Source organism: Oricola cellulosilytica, assembly GCF_019966575.1.
GTDB lineage: Bacteria > Pseudomonadota > Alphaproteobacteria > Rhizobiales > Rhizobiaceae > Oricola > Oricola cellulosilytica.
The window spans coordinates 23,847-40,708 of sequence record NZ_JAINFK010000002.1 but is presented as its reverse complement, the minus strand read 5'-3'; the positions used below and the strand labels follow the sequence as shown (position 1 = coordinate 40,708).

The following is a 16,862-nucleotide window of genomic DNA, read 5'->3' as shown; positions in this document are numbered from 1 at the left end:
AGAAAAGAGGTCAAGATCGGCGGCCGACAGCCGCCACAGGCTCCGCACATGGCGGTATGGCACGGATTGGTCAAGAGGCAGACCTTGCAAATGCGCGCGTATCGTCCGCATCACACGTAAAGATTGCAATACAGAAAGTTGCAATCAAAAGTGGGTATGATTACTTTCTTCCCGCAGCTGGCAGGATCTTTCGTTTGTCGGATCTGTCGTCCCGATCGGAACTGTTTCGACGGTGCGGCGTCGGATAGGAGAAGAAGTGGATGGCCGAACTGCAGCAACCCGACCTCGACCGGCTTGAATACATAGCCGGCATGCTCGCGGAACTGAGAGGGATGGCGGAGGAAGGACAGCTCCCGTCAATTTCCTATTATCTGGGCATGGCGCAGATGGACGCGCTGGAACTCCTCGACCGGCTTACGGAGCTAGACAGCCGCGACGAGCGAAACGCGGTTGCCTGAGTGCCGCTCGATGCGTTGCGCGATGTCGAGTTCGAGAATTGTCAAAAAAACCTGCGCGGGATCCAGGCCCGTGTGGCTTATGATGTCGTCGATATTGACGGGCGCTGGGCCGAGCAGCGAAAGAATTCGTGCACGCTGGTCGTCGTTGGGGGGCAGCGACAACAGTTCGCCAGGTTCGAATAGCGTCGTCTGAGATCCGATGGGCCGGGCGGGCGCAATGCCGGCGAGCGGCTCGAGGGCTTCGATGACGTCGCGCGCTGAAGTCGTGACGATCGCGCCGTTCTTCAGGAGCGAATTGGCGCCCTCGGCGCGCGGATCGAGCGGCGAGCCGGGCACGGCGAATACCAGCCTTCCCATCTCGTTTGCAAACCGCGCCGAGATCAGTGATCCCGAACGTGTCGCTGCCTCGACAACGACCAGGCCGAGCGAAAGTGCGGCGATGATCCGGTTGCGTCGCGGAAAATCGCGGGCGCGCGGCTCCCAGCCGAAAGGCATTTCAGTGATCGCTGCGCCGCCGCCGGTTTCGATCTCTTCGAGCAAGGGAAGGTTCTCGGGCGGATAGCCCTTGTCGATGCCGCCCGCCAACACGGCGATCGTGCCGGTCTTCAATGCAGCCTCGTGGGCGGCGCGGTCTATCCCCCGCGCCAGACCCGAGGCAATCCCGTAGCCCGCCTCGCCGAGACCGGCGGCCAGTTCCCGGGCAAGCTTGATGCCGGTCATGGATGCATTGCGAGCGCCGACGATACCAGTGCAGGGGAGGGCAAAGACCCCGGCGTCACCTTTTATTGTGACCAGCGGAGGCGCCGGTTCACTCTGGCGCAACAGCCCGGGATAGTCGGGTTCGCCAAAGCCGACTATCCGTGCTCCGTACCGTTCTACGGCTTGCAGTTCCTGTTCTGCATCCTCCTCGGTGGCGATCTTTACGCTACCCAGCCTGCCGCCGCGCGATCCCAGTTCCGGCAGCTTTTCCAGCGCCAGCTCGGCGGAGCCGCAATGGCTGATCAGGTCGCGGAAGGTCGCGGGTCCGACATTCTCCGACCGGTAAAGCCGAAGCCAGGCAAGCCGTTGACGGTCCGAGAGAACGAAACGAACGGGTTGGTCTTCCTTACCGCCGTCCGCCTCCAAGGGTCAGCCCTTCTGTCCGATCTTGCCTTCGGCTCCGGACATCAGGCGCTGGATGTTCTGCCGGTGCTTCCAGAACACGATGGCAGTCAGCAGCACGTACAGCCAGCCAAGGGCCGCTTCCCCGACATAGAACAGGCTGACCGTCGTCACCGCGCTGGCGATCAGGGCTGCCAGCGATGAATACCGGGTCACCGCAGCGGTGGCGAGCCAGACCACGGCGAAGGGCAGCAGAACGTGCCAGGAGAAGCCGAGCGAGATTCCGGCAAAGGTGGCGACACCCTTGCCGCCCCTGAACCGTAGCCAGACCGGGTAGAGGTGACCCAGAAACGCGCCGAGACCGGCGAGCATCGCTGCTTCCATGCCGAGAAATTGCTTCGCCATCAGCACCGGCACGGTTCCCTTGAGCGCATCGAGGAGGAGTGTCAGGGCCGCAAGGCCCTTGCGGCCTGTTCTGAGGACGTTGGTCGCGCCGATATTGCCCGACCCGATCGAACGGACGTCGCCGAGACCGGCCATTCGCGTCAGCAGCAGGCCAAAAGGCACCGAACCCGAAAGATAGCCCGTGACCAGCGCAAGAAAGAGCGCGAAGGGCGGTATTTCGGCAAAATCCATGGCGTCCGCAGTGCGATCGTGTCGTTCAATGCACCTTATGCGCTGTAAACCTGCTGTCCGGCAACCACTGTTTGCAGTACCCGGCCCGTGAACCGCGCACCCTCGAATGCGGTGTTCTTCGATTTGGAATGCAAGGCTTCGGCATCGAGCACCCACGGCGCGTCGAGATCGAGCACCGCGAAATCGGCAGGCGCATCGGGAGCAAGTGTTCCTGCGTCGATGCTGAGCAGCCTTGCCGGTCCGGCGGTCATTGCCTCGATCAGCCGCGAAAGCGACACATCCCCGGAGTGGACGAGACGAAGTCCCGCTGCGAGCATTGTCTCGAGCCCGACCGCGCCGTCCGCCGATTCGGAGAAGGGCAGGCGTTTCGTGTCAACATCCTGCGGATCGTGCGAGGAGACGATCACGTCAATCGTCCCGTCCGCAAGCGCCGCGATCATCGCCTGCCGGTCGTCTTCGTGGCGCAAAGGCGGTGAAAGCTTGAAGAAGGTGCGGTACTCGCCGATGTCGTTCTCGTTGAGCGACAGATGGTTGATCGAGACACCCGCCGAGACGTCGATGCCTCTTTCCTTCGCTATACGGATGGCGTCCGCCGACATTTCCGTCGAGATTTTCGCCGCATGATAATGCGCGCCTGTCAGCGCCGCGAGGCGCAGGTCGCGCTCGAGCGGCAGCACTTCCGCCTCGCGCGGAATCCCGGAAAACCCGAGCCAGCTGGCAAACAGCCCTTCGTTCATGATTCCCCCGGCCGACAGATCGGCATCCTGCGTCTCGCAGGCAATCAGAGCGCCGAAGTCACGCGCGTAGCGCATCGCATTGCGGATGACCGCTGCGCTGGCAATCGTCTCGCGGCCATCGGTGAAGCAGACCGCACCGGCGCCGAGAAGATTGCCGATTTCGGTCATCTCGCGCCCGTCCAGGCCCCGTGTGATGGCCGCGGCCGGATAGATGCGCGTGCGTGCGGTCTCGCGGGCGGTTCGCAGTACGAACTCAACCAGCGCGACATCGTCGATCACCGGATCCGTGTCCGGCATCATGACTAGCGACGTGACCCCGCCCGCAGCTGCGGCCTTGCTTGCCGATGCGATCGTTTCGCGATGCTCGCCGCCCGGCTCGCCGATGAAGACGCGCATGTCGACGAGGCCCGGAACAATCGTTTGGCCGGTACAGTCGTGAGTTTCGGCGCCCTCGGGCGATCCCTGGTTGAGCGTGTTTGCCCCCGCCGCGACGATCTTCCCGTCGGTGACGATGAGAGTTCCGGTCTCGTCGATGCCGCGCGACGGGTCCACGATCCGCGCGTTCCGGTAAACCGAGGTGCCGGTGTGATCGGGCAGCATCAGCCGGTCGCTCCGTCGTTCTTGCGCGGATCGAGCAGCGCCTCGATCACCGCCATTCGCACGGCAACGCCCATCTCCACCTGTTCCTCGATCACGCTCTGCGGTCCGTCCGCGATCCCGGATGCGATTTCGACACCGCGGTTCATCGGGCCGGGATGCATCACCAGCGCATCCGGCTTGGCATGGGCCAGTTTGGCGGCGTCCAGCCCGTAATGGCGGAAATATTCGCGCACCGAGGGCACGAGCGCTTGACCCATTCGCTCGCGCTGAAGGCGTAGCATCATCACGACATCGGCGCCGTCGAGCCCCTCGCGCATCGACGTGAAGACCTCGGTTCCCATCTGTCTGATCGCGGTCGGCATTAGCGTGGACGGCCCGACCACGCGCACCCGCGCGCCCATCGTGTTCAGCAGAATGATGTTGGAGCGGGCGACGCGCGAGTGCAGGACATCGCCGCAAATCGCGACGGTCAACCCGTCGAGCCGGCCTTTGGCCCGGCGAATGGTAAGCGCGTCGAGCAGTGCCTGGGTTGGGTGTTCGTGCGCGCCGTCGCCGGCGTTGATCACCGCGCAGCCGACCTTTTGCGATAGCAGGGCTGCCGCGCCGGCCGCCGAATGCCGAATCACGAGGATATCCGGCCGCATGGCGTTCAGGGTCATCGCCGTGTCGATAAGCGTTTCGCCCTTTTTCACCGAGGATGAGGCGACTGCCATGTTCATCACATCTGCGCCCAGCCGCTTGCCTGCCAGTTCGAACGACGCCTGCGTGCGGGTGGACGCCTCGAAGAACAGGTTGATGTGGGTCAGACCCCGCAGGACCGACTTTTTCTTGTCGCGCTGTCGCGACACGTCCACATTGGCGTTCGCACGGTTGAGAAGCGTCTCGACATCCGGATAGGAAAGCCCCGCAATTCCCAGAAGATGGGAGTGTGGGAAGATTGGGAAGTCGGTCGCGGCGTTCATGTCGAGGCCACGCTGTAAGCGCTCGCAATGAAACGGGCAAGCCCGATCGACCGACCTTGACAGTTATCGTCGCTTGATTGCGTGGATTGACCGTGGACCGCGCGTCGGCCATCCCCGATAATGGCTGCAACGCCATTCACAGAATCAAAAGAAAGCCAGCCCCATTGACTGCCACTCATTCCGTCGAGAACCAAAGCCCGCCGCTTGGCGGAAATGCGTTTGAGGAAGACCCGCTGCTGATGCAATACGCGTCCGGCGGCTCGAACGTCGCCCTGACAGAGTGGCAGCAGATCGGAGCTTATGTGCGCGCGCCAGAAGCAGTCGATCTCGCGCGTCTCGCCAACACCGAACCGCCGAAGCTCAAGACCCACGACCGGCAGGGGAGACGCATTGACAGGGTCGATTTTCACCCCGCATACCATGCGCTGATGCGCCGTTCGACAGGATGGGGATTGTCGGGCTCGGTGTGGGAATCGCGCAGCCGCGACGAAAGCCCGGGCCATGTCCGGCGAGCTGTGACCTTCTATATGGTGGCCGGGCTCGAGACCGGTCACCTCTGCCCCATGACAATGACCAACGCTTCGGTCGCAGCCCTGACCACCTCTTCGCAGCTCGCCCGCGAATGGGTCCCGCGCATCGCCTCACGGAAATACGATTCGTCCCACAAGCCGCCGGTGGAGAAGGCGGGACTGACCGTCGGCATGGGCATGACGGAGAAGCAGGGCGGAACGGATGTCAACGCTAACACCACGCGGGCGGAAGCCGAAGGCAAGGGCATCTACAGGCTGACAGGACACAAATGGTTCATGTCGGCGCCGATGAGCGACGCGTTTCTGGTACTTGCGCAGGCGAAGACCGGACTGACTTGCTTCCTGCTACCGCGCGTTCTGCCGGATGGCGCATCTAACGGCATTCAGTTCCTGCGCTTGAAGGACAAGCTGGGCAACCGCTCCAACGCGTCATCCGAGGCGGAATTTCATGGATCTGTCGCGCAGGCGGTTGGCGAGGAAGGCGAGGGTGTCCGCACCATTCTGGAGATGGTGACGTTGACGCGTCTCGACTGCGCCGTTGCTTCGGCAGGCCTGATGCGGGGGTCGCTTTCAGAAGCAGTGCACCATGTCCGCCATCGTAGCGCGTTCGGCGAAAAACTGATCGATAAACCGCTGATGACACGCGTGCTGGCCGACATGGCGGTCGACACAGCAGCGGCTACAGCGCTTTCAATGCGGCTTGCCCAGGCGTTCGACCGCGCGCGCACCGACGATTTCGAAGCCGCCTACGCCCGGGCGATGACGCCGGTCGTGAAATACTGGGTCTGCAAGGCTGCCCCTGCGATGATCGGCGAGGCGATGGAGTGCCTCGGGGGCAATGGCTACACAGAGGATTTTGTGTTGGCACGCCATTATCGCGAGGCGCCGGTCAATTCGATTTGGGAAGGTTCCGGCAATGTCATGGCTCTCGACCTGTTGCGTGTCTTCCGCCGCTCGCCGGAAACTTACGAGCGCGTCATTGAACATGTTACCGACCAACTCGGCCGGCGCGCTGCGGGCACTCGCGACGTCTTGAACGCGGCCTTCGATCTGCTGCGCAAGGACGAGGGCGCCGCCCGCATCGTGATTGAGCAACTCGCCCTGGCAGCAGCCGCCGCCGAGTTGTATCACATTGGCGCGGGGAGGCTTGCCGATGCGTTTTCCGAGACGAGGCTCGGCGGTGCCTGGCGCATGAGCTATGGCATGCTCGATGCCCGTTTTGACGCAAGCCAGTTGCTCGATGCGCTCTACCCCGGGGATAATTGAGCGACCACGGCCAGCACCATGGGGATCGAGATGAACGAGACGGCCGTCTGCACCGTCGCGATCGCGGCGTAGAGTTCGGCGTCACCGCCCATCTGTCGCGCCAGCACATATCCGTTCATGGCCGTCGGCACCGACGCACATAGGGCCAGGTAGGCGAGTTGCTGTCCGCCGAGGCCGAGCACCACCGCGGCCGATATCACGAGAGACGGAAACACCATCAGTTTGTTAGCGGCGGCCAGTATCACGGGAAATCCGGGGCGAAGGGCGTCCTGCGGTCTGAGCCCGGCACCGATCGCCACTAACCCCATTCCAAGCGCCGCCCGCCCGAGAAGGTCGAGCATTTCCATCACCGGAACCGGCAAGGCGAACGGCAGAACACGCACGATGAGCGCCGCCGCCGAGGCCAGGATCAGCGGATTGACGGCGATGCGGCGCAGTACGCCGGCGAAGTCGGGCGAGCGGTCGGTGAACCAGGCAACCACCGCGACCGCTTCGATGTTGATCGGGATGATGACCACCGCCATCACGAGCGCCACCATTGCCGCGCCCTCTGGCGGGAACAGCTTCTCGGCGACGGCGAAAGCGATGAAGCCGTTCCAGCGCACCGTCGTTTGGAAAACTGATGAGAAGGCGGGCCGGTCGACCTTGAACCGATCGCGCAGCACCGGCCAGATCGCGAGCGTAAACGCAGCGATGAGGACACCGCCGACGGCGAGGGCGATGATGATGATGTCGAAGGTGAGCCGAGCGAAGTCCGCCCGGACGATCGTGACGAAAAGAAGCGTTGGATAAAGGACGTAGAACCCCATCATGTCCATGCCGCGCCAGAATTCGGCCGGGAACAGCGGCAATTTGCGCAGGAGCTGTCCGAACACGATCAACAGAAATATCGGGAGAATGGCGGCAAGGACGGAAAGCATGAGCGCTCGGACATGTGGGCGGGACGTTCACCCATGCAACAACAGTGGCTGGTTCGTCCACAGGTGTTAAGGTTAATCGTGGGTAAACGTTGCGACTCGAAGACGGGAGGCCGATAGTCCGGGAAACGAACGGAATTGGTATGAGACAACTTCTTTCAGGCAGTATTTTCTTCAGCTGGATGGCTTTTGCGCTGGCCGTCACGGTTGGCGGCTTGCCACAGACCGGTGCGTCGGCAGGGCTCTTGAGGGAAATGCAGCGCCTGTTGACCGAACCGGCGTTTCTGGGTCTTTCGTCCGGAATGGCGCAGGGTGTCATCACTGTGATGGTCGCGGTCACGTTGGCGCTGATGCTGTGGGCATTGATGTTCTCGCTGACCGGCGGGGACGATGATTATCCCGAGCGGATGACGGCCGAGGCCGCAGCTTTCTCGTGGACGCTCGGCGTCACCGGCCTTTGGATGCTGATTGCAATGGCGATCGGTGGAACCTCGGCGCTTCCCGCGCTTTTCGTTATTTACATGGTGACACTAGTCTCGATGCTTGCGGCCGGCGGCGTCGAATTCGCCTGGGAAGGGCGGCCCGTCGCGCGCAATGCGAAGCATGCCGAGGAACGGATGGCCAGGCGCCTCGCCGCCCACATGGCGTTGAGCAGTGCCAGGCTGGCAGAGAGAACACATAAGGGAAGTGCCCCGCGCAAATTTGCGCTGGCGGAGAGCAAACCGGGAAACGCGTGATGCGATACTTGTTCTGGCTATGGTTTCTTCCGCTCTCGGTTTTCTGGAGCTGGTTCGGCCTGTCTTACAACGATGTGAATTTCGGTCTGATGTTCCTGAGCCGCGACCTTCATGATCTGGTATTCAACATCTACGGTTCGTTGCTAGGCGTCGATCCGGCCGCAATTCCGATCATGTTCCTGAAGGCCTGCATTTTCGATTCGGCGCTCATCTTCGCTATTGTAGCCTTTCGCAAGCGGCGTCAGATCCGCGCCTGGTGGGAGGCGAGAAGGCAGCGGGATAGGGACGATGCGCCGATGACGCAGGAAGTCGCCGCTCACATTCCGGCAGAGTAGATCCGGTCGAGAACCCCCTGCAGGATGAACGCAGCCGCCGCCGAATCGATACGGTCGGCGCGTTTGGCGCGAGAGACGTCCCGCTCGAGAAGTGACCGTTCCGCGGCAACCGTCGACAGTCGCTCGTCCCAGAACGTGATCGGGATTGCGGTTTTTTGGGCGAGGTTGCGTGCAAAGGCGCGCGTGGCCTGCGCTCGTGGTCCCTCTGTCCCGTCCATATTGAGCGGCAGGCCGAGCACGATCGCACCGGCGTTTTCCTTTTTTAACAGTCCGAGCAGCGCTTCAGCATCGGCGGTAAACTTCGTTCGTCTGATCACCGGCCGTGGCGAGGCCAGCGAGAGACGCTGATCGCTGACGGCAACCCCGATTGTTTTCGTGCCTAGATCGAGTCCGGCAACGACCTGTCCTTCCGCAAGCACTGCCGCGATTTCCTCGATTGCGATGTTTGCCATGGCCCGCGCCTTCAGTCCCCGCTATGCCTGTGGTCGGCTCATAATACGGACGAACGCCGTTTGCGAGGAGGCGCGATCATGAAACTCACCTGGTACGGACATTCGGCATTCCGCGTGGAGCACGGCGGCACCAGAATCCTGATCGACCCGTTCCTCACCGGCAATCCGTCGTGGGACGCGGGGTGGGAAGAGCCCGCAGAAGGTGTCACCCATGTCCTGCTTACTCACGGCCATGACGATCACATCGGCGACGCCGTCGAAATTCTCAAAGCGTCCGGGGCGATGCTGGTCGCGAACTTCGAGATTTGCATGTACCTCGCAGCAAAAGGAGTCTCAGAGGACAAGCTCAATCCGGGAAACCACGGCGGCACGGTCGAGTGCGGCAGCTTCACGACAACCTTCGTGCAGGCGCATCATTCGTCGTCAGCGCAGATCGGTGGCGGCGCCAATACCTATCTGGGCAACCCTGCCGGTCTCGTTTTGCATTTCCGGGATGCGCCGACGCTTTATCACATGGGCGATACGGACATATTCTCGGACATGGCCCTGATCGCGGAGTTCCACCGTCCCGAGATCGGTCTGGTCCCGGTCGGTGACCGGTTCACGATGGGCGGCGCCATGGCGGCGGTCGCATGCCGGCGCTATTTCGACTTTTCGAAGATCGTCCCCTGCCACTACGGCTCGTTTCCCATAATCGACGCCACCGCCGACACCTTTCTTGCCGCGATGGAAGAGGACGCCAACCGGATTCTTGTGCCTCCCATCGGCGAGGCCGTTGATGTGTGAAGCACGGTCATTCATGAAGCGCCGCTGAGGGGCCCTTGCGATTGGTGAGATGGTTCTGGTGATGGTCATCCTCGGGAGCGCGGTGCGCCATGAGTTGCGGCGCCAGGGAGTGGGTTGACCGCGGACCCCGGCCGTGTTGCGCCGCGCAATCGGCGCGTCTATAGCGGGCGGGAACAAAGACTTTCCGGAGACATCCATGTCCGTCGACCTTGCAACCGTCAAGCGTGTCGCCAAGCTTGCCCGTATCGCCGTCACCGATGATGAAGCCTCCAGCCTCGAGGGCGAATTGAACACTATCCTCGGTTTCGTGGAGCAATTGAATGAGGTCGATATTTCGGGTGTCGAACCGATGACATCGGTCATTCCTATGGAGATGCGCAAACGCAAGGACGCCGTCACCGATGGCGACAAGGCGGATGATATCACCGCAAACGCGCCCGCTTCGGAAGACAATTTCTTCCTCGTCCCGAAAGTGGTGGAGTGATCGCCGGATGGAAGTTTCCGTCGCAAGCGAAACGCCTCTGCAGGACGATGTGCGCGCAATGGTCCAGCGGCTGAACGAGTACCTCATCCCGTTGTCGCCGCGTGAGTTCCAGTTTCAACTGACCGCCGAGCAGATGATGGCGGACGACACGACCGTGTTCGTCGCCCGCAACCGGGAGGGACGGGCCATCGGTATGGGCGCGCTGAAAGTGCATGGCGATGCGTTCGGCGAGGTCAAGCGCATGTATGCCGCCGACGCGGTCCGCGGGAGCGGTGTCGGCAAGCGCGTCTTGGATGCGATCGAGAAGGAGGCGCGTCGCAAATGCCTGCGCCTGCTTCGCCTGGAGACCGGATCGACTGCCGGCTTCGAGCCAGCCTGGCGCATTTATGAGCGAAACGGCTTTACCCGATGCGGCCCTTTCGCCGACTACCCGGACTCCGCCTACAACGTCTTCTACGAAAAGAACCTTTCGAAATGACCGATCTGACATCGCTGACCATCGCCGAAGCCCGCGAAAAGCTGCGCGGCCGGGAGATCACCTCGACCGAGCTGACCGACGCCTATCTTTCCGCGATTGATGCCGCCAACGACACGCTGAACGCCTATGTGAAAGTGACGGCGGACAAGGCGCGCGAGATGGCCAAGGCGTCGGACGAACGGCTCGCCAATGGCGCCGGCGGCGCGCTGGAGGGCATTCCGCTCGGCATCAAGGATCTGTTCGGCACTGAGGGCGTGCACACCCAGGCCTGCTCGCACGTTCTGGACGGGTTCGAGCCGCGTTATGAATCCACCGTTACCGCGAATTTGTGGGCCGACGGAGCTGTGATGCTTGGCAAGCTCAACATGGACGAGTTCGCGATGGGGTCGTCCAACGAGACATCGTATTACGGCCCGGTGAAAAACCCGTGGCGGGCCAGAGAATCGAACAAGGACCTCGTCCCGGGCGGCTCCTCGGGCGGCTCGGCTGCGGCGGTGTCCGCCTTCCTTTGCGCCGGAGCGACCGCGACCGACACCGGCGGCTCGATCCGCCAGCCCGCCGCCTTCACCGGCACGGTCGGCATCAAGCCGACATACGGCCGGTGCTCGCGGTGGGGCGTCGTCGCCTTCGCCTCATCCCTTGATCAGGCCGGTCCGATCACCCGCGACGTGCGCGACGCCGCGATCATGCTGAAGTCCATGGCGTCCGTGGATCCGAAGGACACGACATCTGTCGATCGTCCGGTGCCGGATTACGAGTCGGCGCTCGGCCAGTCGGTGCGTGGCATGAAAATCGGCATTCCGGCGGAGTACCGCATGGACGGCATGCCGGAAGAGATCGAGACGCTGTGGCAGAAGGGCATGGCCTGGCTGCGGGACGCCGGCGCCGAGATCGTCGACATCACCCTGCCGCACACCAAATACGCGCTTCCGGCCTACTATATCGTCGCCCCGGCTGAAGCTTCTTCCAACCTCGCCCGCTACGACGGCGTTCGCTACGGCCTGCGCGTGCCGGGCAAGGACATTACCGAGATGTACGAGAAGACGCGCGCAGCGGGGTTCGGCCACGAGGTCAAGCGCCGCATATTGATCGGAACCTACGTGCTCTCCGCCGGCTACTACGACGCCTATTACCTGCGCGCCCAGAAGGTCCGCACATTGATCAAACGCGATTTCGAGACGGTGTTCGCCGATGGCGTGGACGCGATCCTCACGCCAGCCACCCCTTCGGCTGCGTTCGGCATCGCCGATCAGGACATGGCCGCAGACCCGGTCAAGATGTACCTGAACGATATCTTCACGGTGACGGTCAACATGGCCGGTCTGCCGGGCATTGCCGTTCCCGCCGGACTCGACGCGCAGGGCCTGCCGCTCGGCCTTCAGCTTATCGGCAAGCCGTTCGACGAGGAGACGCTGTTCCGCACCGCACATGTACTGGAACAGGCGGCAGGGCATTTCCCTGTCGAGAAATGGTGGTAGGAACCGAACGCCGGACCGCTAACTCGTCCCGCGGATTTCCATCGATATGCCCGGCCGATCGACCGGTTCGATGAGACATTTGTCGAGGAGGCGCGAGGCCGTCACGGTCAGCGAGGCCTGAGCTTTCGGCCGTGCCTTGACCACACTCATCACCGCATCCTGGCTGCTGCGTCCGACGGAGCCGATGCGCTTGTCGACGCATTCGCAGCGCCAGACCCGTTCGGCGTTGGTAAGACCGGAGGCAGCCTGGCCATAGCCGGCAATGCAGGCGTCGTAGGTCGCGCCGCGAGTGTAGTACCTGGAGTCGAAGCGGCGTATCGTCTTGCGCACCGTGGAATCAGCGGACGCGTATAGCCCGTAGGCCGACGGCAGTTCTCCGGTCGCGCTGAAATACGACCAGGCGCCGCCGAGCGTCCCGGCGACAAACATGGCCGCGATCAGAATCACCTTGAAGCCCACGTCATTGGTCCTTTTGGCAATTTTCTCCGACATCCGTGAAGAAACAATTTCCTCGTCATTCAGTATTTTTAGCCACATTTTCACGGATTTCATCCGCTGCGGCTTGCCGGAGCCAGGGCCGAGCTGCAACCTTGGCCCTGCCGAAGATCCGGGAGTAAGAGATGAAAGGCGACCGCAATGCCGCTCTGGCGGCGCTCGATCTTCTCAAATCCGGCGACTTCAAGACCGGTCCGGAATGGAAGCGGGCGCACGAGATCGCGCAGGCCAATGAGGGCAAGCCCGAATTCGACCGGATTCACGCACTATGCCATCGCATCGAAGGTGACGAGGGAAACGCGGCTTACTGGTATCGTCGCGCCGGCAAGCCGCGTCACAGCGACGACCTTGAGGAGGAATGGGCGCACCTGCGTGCCGCTCTCACCGCCAGATTGAAATGTCCTGGATCGGAATGACTCGACCGGCGGCTCGCTTTCCGTTGTCCGGCGTGTGAAACTGCGCACAGAACGTTTTTGCCTTGTCATGTAGCGCCTGTACTATCGCGCCAATCGGGCCGAACTCTTCAATCGAGGGAGCCGCCATGTTTCGCAATACGCTTGCAGCTTTCGCCGCATCTTCTTTCCTATGTGCCGGATCGGCACTGGCCGGCGAGAGGGCGATCATCGTCTTGGACGCGTCGGGGTCGATGTGGGGCCAGATTGAAGGCAAAACCAAGATCGAGATCGCCCGCGAAACGCTCGGCGACGTGCTGTCCACCATTCCCGCAGATCTTGAATTGGGTCTGATCGCCTACGGGCATCGCCGGAAGGGACAGTGCTCCGATATCGAGCAGATTGTCGCACCGGCCGCCGGAACTTCCACCGCTATCGCCGCCTCCGTTCACAAGCTCAACCCGAAAGGCAAGACGCCACTGACCGACGCGGTTCGGCAGGCCGCCGAATCACTGCGCTACACCGAGGATAAGGCGACGGTGATCCTCGTCACCGACGGCATTGAAACCTGCGAGGCCGATCCATGCGCGGTCGCCTCGGAGCTTGAGCGGGCAGGCGTCGACTTCACCGCCCATGTTGTGGGTTTCGGTCTGCAGGAGGGCGAAGGCGTCCAGGTTTCCTGCATCGCCGAAAACACCGGCGGCGTGTTCCTCGAGGCGGATGACGCGGCCGAACTGACCGACGCATTGACGAAGACTGTCGCCGCGGCACCTCCCGTACCGGAGCCGGAACCCGAGCCCGCCGCCCTTGAAGACAACGTGACGATCACCGCGCGGCTTGCCGAAGGCGCAGCGGACTACGATCTGAACGGCCGGTACGACTACTTCCCGATGGAGGACGATACGCCGGCCGCGAAATCGGTCGTCGGCGGATACGACACCACTTTCACCGCGACGCTCGAGCCTGGCCGCTACCTGCTTCGCTACAAGAAGGACATGGCCGGCGCCGAAACGGTGATCGAGGTGACCGGGGACGAGAAGATCGAGCGGGATCTCGTGCTTGGTGCGGGGGTGATTTCGGTCGCGGTCCTGCCGGACGACGGAGCGGAACCCGACACGGCAGGTCGCTTCGATATCCTGGCCTTCGGGGCGAAAAGCGGCGGATACGGATCCGGAACGCTCGTCGTTCCGGCTGGTGACGTGGTCATCGAGGCCCGGCTTGGCAAGGGTGACTTGGCAGAGAGCCTGACGCTTGCGCCGGGCGAAATTGTCGAGCGTGATCTCGTGCTCGGTATCGGCATTGTAAGAGCCAATGCCGTCTATGCGGCCGGCGGTCCCGCGGTGGAAACGAGCGGACTGCGCGTCGACGTGTTCTCGGCCAGGAAGGCGCTGGACGGCACCCGCAAGGATTTTGGCGGCGGCTACGGCCCCGGGAACGAGTTCAAGCTTCCTCCTGGGGACTACGTGGTCCGGGCGCGTCTCGACAAGGCGGTCTCCGAGGCTCCGGTCACGGTGGCGCGCGGCGGAGCGACGGATGTGGTCGTTGACCTCAATGCCGGCGTCCTCGCAATTTCGGTGCCTGGGGCCTACCGTATCGACGTATTCGCCGCGAAACCCGACCTTCAGGGCAAGCGCACGGATTTCGGTGGAACTTACGGCGAGACGTTCCAGACAACGCTCCACCCCGGCGATTACGCGGTCGTCGCCACCATGGGCGATTCGAAGGGTGAAAAGAAGGAGATGCCTGCCAGCGTTATGGCAGCCGAACGTACGGAAGTCATGGTGGAGTAGGCGGCGCGCATCGCGTTCAGCGGGCCGTTTGAAGCAACTCCTCCGCCTCGATGTCGTGCTTCAGCCGCTCGAACAGGTCGTGGTTCCTGCAGAAGCGCGGCGCCTCGATTGGCTCGTCCATTTCGTCGAGCCATATTCGGCAGCTTTCCTCGCGTCCGCATTCGGCGCAGCGTTCCTCGGCACGCCTCATCACGGTGCCGCTGTTGTGCCGCGTCAGGATGGCCTGTCGCAGACCCAGCTTGTCCAACATGGCCTGAAATAGCAGCTGATTCCCGGAGTGGTCGAAGAGATTGCGGATGGAAAACATCGATTTTCCCCTTGTCCAGTCCGCACAGTCTCATCCGCCTCTGGTGCCTCCGCCTTGATCCTCGTCAAATGTGAGGAAAACTCCGAAAGCCGCAGTGTGTCCGTACCGAGAGCTGGATCGGTTGTCGACCGCGCTGCAGCAGCGTCGGCGCGAGGCCCACCATCATGAGTCGCAACGTTCTCTGGATTGTCGTCGGCGTCCTCGCGGTGACCGTATTGGTTCTGGTTACCGGTTTCATCGAGAGCGTCGGAAACCTTCGCGGATACAAATCCAAGTCGGCGAAGGCGGCCTGTCCGTGGAATCGGAATGGAGGGATTGCTTATGCGTCCCGGTCCCCGGACCTCTGTGAGGAGGGGCTTGTCCTGCCCCGCGATTTCGCATAGCCAAGAGTTCAAAGAGTTCTTTATCCACAGCACCGATGAGCATTATCGATACGCGTACCCCGGACCCCAAACGCTTAATTCCTGGCGCTACGGGTGATTGGGAGATCGTTATTGGCATGGAAGTCCACGCCCAGGTGATCTCCGAATCCAAGCTGTTCTCGGGTGCATCGACCGAATTCGGCGCCGAGCCTAACGCCAATGTCTCGCTGGTGGATGCTGCTATGCCGGGCATGCTCCCGGTCATCAACGAGGAATGCGTCAAGCAGGCGGTGCGAACTGGCTTGGGCCTGAAGGCCAGGATCAACAAGAAGAGCGTGTTCGACCGGAAGAACTACTTCTATCCCGATCTTCCTCAGGGCTATCAGATTTCCCAGTTCAAGCAGCCGATTGTCGGCGAGGGCGAGGTCGTGATCTCGGTCGGACCCGACCGAAACGGCGAGTTCGAGGATGTGGAGATCGGCATCGAGCGGCTCCACCTGGAGCAGGATGCCGGTAAGTCGATGCACGACCAGCATCCGACCATGTCTTATGTCGATCTCAACCGTTCCGGCGTGGCGCTGATGGAAATCGTCTCCAAGCCCGATCTGCGTTCGTCCGACGAGGCCAAGGCATATCTGACCAAGATGCGCCAGATTTTGCGCTATCTGGGCACGTGCGACGGCAACATGGACGAAGGTTCCATGCGCGCCGACGTCAATGTCTCCGTGCGCAAGCCGGGCGGCGACTTCGGAACGCGCTGTGAGATCAAGAACGTCAACTCCATCCGCTTCGTCGGCCAGGCGATCGAGTCCGAGGCGCGCCGCCAGATCGCCATTATCGAGGACGGCGGCTCGATCAACCAGGAAACCCGGCTGTTCGACCCGGGCAGGGGCGAGACGCGGTCGATGCGCTCCAAGGAGGAGGCGCACGATTACCGCTATTTCCCGGACCCGGATCTGTTGCCGCTGGAATTCGACGATGCATTCGTCGAGGACCTCGCGCAGCATCTTCCGGAATTGCCGGACGAGAAGAAGGCGCGGCTGGTTTCGCTTGGCCTGTCCGCCTACGACGCCTCCATTTTGGTCTCGGAAAAGCCCATCGCCGACTATTTCGAACAGGTGGCCGCCGGCCGCGACGCAAAGACCGCTGCTAATTGGGTGATCAACGATCTCCTCGGGGCGCTGAACAAGGCCGGTCTCGGCATCGAGGAGACGCCGGTTTCCCCGGCGCAGCTCGGCGGCATTATCGATCTGATCAAGAGCGGTGACATTTCGGGCAAGATCGCCAAGGATGTCTTTGAAATCGTCTGGCACGATGGGGGAGATCCGGCTGACATCGTAGACGAACGCGGCATGAAGCAGGTGACCGACGCCGGCGCCATCGAGGGTGAAGTCGACAAGGTCATTGCCGCCAACCCAGACAAGGTCGAGCAGGCGAAGGCCAAGCCCTCGCTTGCTGGCTGGTTCGTCGGCCAGGTGATGAAGGCGACGCAGGGCAAGGCCAACCCGCAGGCCGTGCAGGCGCTCGTCAGAGCGAAGCTCGGAATAGAAGACTAGAGG

20 protein-coding genes are annotated in these 16,862 nt (G+C 62.3%); 12 read left to right on the top strand and 8 right to left on the bottom strand.

The genetic code is table 11. The features are described 5' to 3' along the window. The first annotated feature begins 260 nt into the window (after positions 1 to 260). Entirely contained in the window at positions 261 to 458 is a 198-nt protein-coding gene (locus tag LC298_RS04895; protein ID WP_131568544.1) for a hypothetical protein, read from the top strand. On the opposite strand, the gene dprA is transcribed toward LC298_RS04895, so the two are convergent. From dprA to LC298_RS04875, 4 genes are read right to left on the bottom strand one after another with little or no spacing between them, the layout of a single operon-like run. Beyond that, a complete protein-coding gene (gene dprA / locus LC298_RS04890; protein WP_131568546.1) occupies positions 423 to 1,583 on the bottom strand; it encodes a DNA-processing protein DprA in 1,161 nt (386 codons plus the stop codon). The genes LC298_RS04895 and dprA overlap by 36 nt on opposite strands. Before the next feature lie 3 nt (positions 1,584 to 1,586). Continuing rightward, a complete protein-coding gene (plsY, locus tag LC298_RS04885) occupies positions 1,587 to 2,195 on the bottom strand; it encodes a glycerol-3-phosphate 1-O-acyltransferase PlsY (protein WP_131568548.1) in 609 nt (202 codons plus the stop codon). A gap of 35 nt (positions 2,196 to 2,230) precedes the next feature. Further along, complete coding sequence (locus tag LC298_RS04880; RefSeq protein ID WP_131568550.1) at positions 2,231 to 3,532, bottom strand: dihydroorotase; 1,302 nt, start codon at positions 3,530 to 3,532, stop codon at positions 2,231 to 2,233. Then, the gene (locus tag LC298_RS04875) at positions 3,532 to 4,494 is read right to left on the bottom strand and encodes an aspartate carbamoyltransferase catalytic subunit (RefSeq protein WP_131568552.1); all 963 of its coding nucleotides are present in this window, start codon (positions 4,492 to 4,494) and stop codon (positions 3,532 to 3,534) included. Before LC298_RS04875 ends, LC298_RS04880 begins: the two co-directional genes overlap by 1 nt. Positions 4,495 to 4,628: 134 nt before the next feature. On the opposite strand from LC298_RS04875, the gene LC298_RS04870 reads away from it, so the two are divergent. Continuing rightward, complete coding sequence (locus LC298_RS04870; protein WP_158284766.1) at positions 4,629 to 6,290, top strand: acyl-CoA dehydrogenase family protein; 1,662 nt, start codon at positions 4,629 to 4,631, stop codon at positions 6,288 to 6,290. On the opposite strand, the gene LC298_RS04865 is transcribed toward LC298_RS04870, so the two are convergent. After that, complete coding sequence (locus LC298_RS04865) at positions 6,272 to 7,210, bottom strand: AEC family transporter (protein WP_131568554.1); 939 nt, start codon at positions 7,208 to 7,210, stop codon at positions 6,272 to 6,274. The genes LC298_RS04870 and LC298_RS04865 overlap by 19 nt on opposite strands. Positions 7,211 to 7,350: 140 nt before the next feature. On the opposite strand from LC298_RS04865, the gene LC298_RS04860 reads away from it, so the two are divergent. Together LC298_RS04860 and LC298_RS04855 are read left to right on the top strand one after the other, a co-directional pair. After that, the gene (locus LC298_RS04860) at positions 7,351 to 7,944 is read left to right on the top strand and encodes a hypothetical protein (protein ID WP_131568556.1); all 594 of its coding nucleotides are present in this window, start codon (positions 7,351 to 7,353) and stop codon (positions 7,942 to 7,944) included. Beyond that, complete coding sequence (locus tag LC298_RS04855) at positions 7,944 to 8,279, top strand: DUF6105 family protein (RefSeq protein ID WP_131568558.1); 336 nt, start codon at positions 7,944 to 7,946, stop codon at positions 8,277 to 8,279. Before LC298_RS04860 ends, LC298_RS04855 begins: the two co-directional genes overlap by 1 nt. Here the strand turns inward: LC298_RS04855 and ruvX are convergent. Next, on the bottom strand, positions 8,261 to 8,731 hold the full coding sequence (gene ruvX / locus LC298_RS04850; RefSeq protein ID WP_131568560.1) for a Holliday junction resolvase RuvX: 471 nt from the start codon (positions 8,729 to 8,731) through the stop codon (positions 8,261 to 8,263). The genes LC298_RS04855 and ruvX overlap by 19 nt on opposite strands. Before the next feature lie 78 nt (positions 8,732 to 8,809). Here ruvX and LC298_RS04845 point away from each other — a divergent pair, with 78 nt between their 5' ends. The 4 genes from LC298_RS04845 (at position 8,810) to gatA (ending at position 11,957) form a co-directional block, all read left to right on the top strand. Then, positions 8,810 to 9,517 carry a metal-dependent hydrolase gene (locus tag LC298_RS04845; protein ID WP_131568563.1) on the top strand — a complete coding sequence of 236 codons (708 nt, stop codon included), beginning with the start codon at positions 8,810 to 8,812 and terminating at the stop codon, positions 9,515 to 9,517. Between the two features lie 196 nt (positions 9,518 to 9,713). Continuing rightward, entirely contained in the window at positions 9,714 to 10,001 is a 288-nt protein-coding gene (gene gatC / locus LC298_RS04840) for an Asp-tRNA(Asn)/Glu-tRNA(Gln) amidotransferase subunit GatC (RefSeq protein ID WP_131568565.1), read from the top strand. Positions 10,002 to 10,008: 7 nt separating this feature from the next. Then, positions 10,009 to 10,479, top strand: a complete 471-nt coding sequence (locus LC298_RS04835; RefSeq protein ID WP_131568567.1) for a GNAT family N-acetyltransferase — start codon at positions 10,009 to 10,011, stop codon at positions 10,477 to 10,479. Further along, positions 10,476 to 11,957 carry an Asp-tRNA(Asn)/Glu-tRNA(Gln) amidotransferase subunit GatA gene (gatA, locus tag LC298_RS04830; RefSeq protein ID WP_131568569.1) on the top strand — a complete coding sequence of 494 codons (1,482 nt, stop codon included), beginning with the start codon at positions 10,476 to 10,478 and terminating at the stop codon, positions 11,955 to 11,957. The genes LC298_RS04835 and gatA overlap by 4 nt, the downstream gene beginning before the upstream one ends. Before the next feature lie 18 nt (positions 11,958 to 11,975). Here gatA and LC298_RS04825 read toward each other — a convergent pair whose 3' ends face one another. Further along, entirely contained in the window at positions 11,976 to 12,449 is a 474-nt protein-coding gene (locus LC298_RS04825) for a hypothetical protein (RefSeq protein WP_131568571.1), read from the bottom strand. Positions 12,450 to 12,577: 128 nt separating this feature from the next. On the opposite strand from LC298_RS04825, the gene LC298_RS04820 reads away from it, so the two are divergent. After that, a complete protein-coding gene (locus tag LC298_RS04820) occupies positions 12,578 to 12,868 on the top strand; it encodes a hypothetical protein (RefSeq protein ID WP_131568573.1) in 291 nt (96 codons plus the stop codon). A 125-nt stretch (positions 12,869 to 12,993) separates the two neighbouring features. Beyond that, the gene (locus tag LC298_RS04815) at positions 12,994 to 14,634 is read left to right on the top strand and encodes a vWA domain-containing protein (protein WP_131568575.1); all 1,641 of its coding nucleotides are present in this window, start codon (positions 12,994 to 12,996) and stop codon (positions 14,632 to 14,634) included. Between the two features lie 16 nt (positions 14,635 to 14,650). On the opposite strand, the gene LC298_RS04810 is transcribed toward LC298_RS04815, so the two are convergent. Then, entirely contained in the window at positions 14,651 to 14,941 is a 291-nt protein-coding gene (locus LC298_RS04810) for a DUF6455 family protein (protein WP_131568577.1), read from the bottom strand. 164 nt (positions 14,942 to 15,105) lie between these two features. Here LC298_RS04810 and LC298_RS04805 point away from each other — a divergent pair, with 164 nt between their 5' ends. Continuing rightward, on the top strand, positions 15,106 to 15,324 hold the full coding sequence (locus LC298_RS04805; RefSeq protein ID WP_131568579.1) for a hypothetical protein: 219 nt from the start codon (positions 15,106 to 15,108) through the stop codon (positions 15,322 to 15,324). A 35-nt stretch (positions 15,325 to 15,359) separates the two neighbouring features. Then, positions 15,360 to 16,859 carry an Asp-tRNA(Asn)/Glu-tRNA(Gln) amidotransferase subunit GatB gene (gatB, locus tag LC298_RS04800; protein WP_131568581.1) on the top strand — a complete coding sequence of 500 codons (1,500 nt, stop codon included), beginning with the start codon at positions 15,360 to 15,362 and terminating at the stop codon, positions 16,857 to 16,859. Positions 16,860 to 16,862 lie beyond the last annotated feature (3 nt).